This window comes from Mycobacterium sp. GA-0227b (assembly GCF_001499855.1).
Taxonomy (GTDB): Bacteria; Actinomycetota; Actinomycetes; order Mycobacteriales; family Mycobacteriaceae; genus Mycobacterium.
The window spans coordinates 1-1,363 of record NZ_LQIK01000026.1; the positions used below are offsets into that span (position 1 = coordinate 1).

The window sequence follows — 1,363 nt, forward strand, 5'->3', positions numbered from 1 at the left end:
TGTATTAGTGCGGTTGAGGCTTGACATTTCGTCTTCGGTTGATGGGCGACAGTGTTTCGGCTGATGGTTGACAGTTACTTCGGTTGATCCTTGACACTCCCTAGATGAGGGAGTTGAGCGTGGCCGAGCAGCGGTATCAGGCCGTGTTGGCGGTGATCAGCGATGGTTTGTCGATCTCGCAGGTCGCTTCGAAGGTTGGGGTGTCGCGCCAAACGCTGCACTCCTGGTTGGCCCGTTATGAGGCCGAGGGCCTCGATGGGCTGGTGGATCGGTCGCACCGACCCGTCAGGTGTCCGCATCAGATGCCGGCCGAGGTGGAGGCTGCGCTGCTGGAGCTGCGCCGGTCACGGTCGTATTGGGGGCCGCGGCGGTTGGTGTTCGAGTTGGCCAAACGTGGGGTGAGACCGGTGCCCTCGGAGTCGGCGGCGTATCGGGCGTTGGTGCGCGCGCAGATGATTGATCCGAATCTGCGGGATCGGCGGTCGCGCAAGTGGAAACGATGGGAACGCGCCACGGCGATGGAGCTGTGGCAGATGGATGTGGTGGGCGGGTTCGCACTGGCCGACGGCACGTCGGCCAAGGTGTTGACCGGTATCGATGATCATTCCCGGATGTGCGTGTGTGCGGTGGTGATGGCTCGTGAACGTACCCGCGCGGTGTGCGAGGGGCTGCGTCGCGCCCTGGCCGCCTATGGGGCGCCGGCTCAGATCCTGACCGATAACGGCAAGGTGTTCACGGGCCGGTTCAACCATCCTCCGGTGGAGGTGCTCTTTGACGCGATCTGTCGCCAACACGGTGTCGAGCATTTGTTGACCCAGCCGCGTAGCCCGACGACGACGGGCAAGATCGAGCGGTTCCACCGCACGATGCGCGCGGAGTTCCTCAGTGGCCGAGACCCGTTCACCAATCTGAGGACCGCGCAGCAGGCACTCGATGAGTGGGTGGCCTTCTACAACACCGAGCGGCCGCACCAGTCGCTGCAGATGGCCACGCCCGCGTCGAGGTTCAATCATGGGCCTGCATCCAGTGTGGCTACGCCGCCGGCTGAGGGTCTGCGCGGCGAGCGCGCCGGTTCGGATTGGGTCAGCCGCCGGGTCACCACCAACGGGGTAGTCAGCGTGGCCTGGCAACAGGTCTGTATCGGCGCGCATTACGCAGGTTCACGGTGCGACGTTCACGTCGACAGCGACTTGCTGCGCTTCTACGTTGGCGACGTTCTGGTCAAGACCGCCGCCCGCACGAGCAAAGGAGAGGTAAGAAACAAACGGGCCTTCCGCACCCGCGAGCAGGCCTAAACCACTAACACCGAGTGTCAAGGATCAACCGAAACAGATTCGTCAAGGATCAACCGACGTCAGACAGG

Annotated in this window: 1 protein-coding gene; it reads left to right on the plus strand. The window is 63.3% G+C overall.

Translation table 11 applies throughout. The features are described 5' to 3' along the window. Nucleotides 1-104 precede the first annotated feature (104 nt). The gene (locus tag AU185_RS15840) at nt 105-1,295 is read left to right on the plus strand and encodes an IS481 family transposase (protein WP_059100812.1); all 1,191 of its coding nucleotides are present in this window, start codon (nt 105-107) and stop codon (nt 1,293-1,295) included. Nucleotides 1,296-1,363: the final 68 nt, after the last annotated feature.

Bases quoted from the DNA above. Each gene is read 5' to 3' on its own strand.
- AU185_RS15840 (WP_059100812.1), top strand. From the start codon at position 105: ATGAGGGAGTTGAGCGTGGCCGAGCAGCGGTATCAGGCCGTGTTGGCG.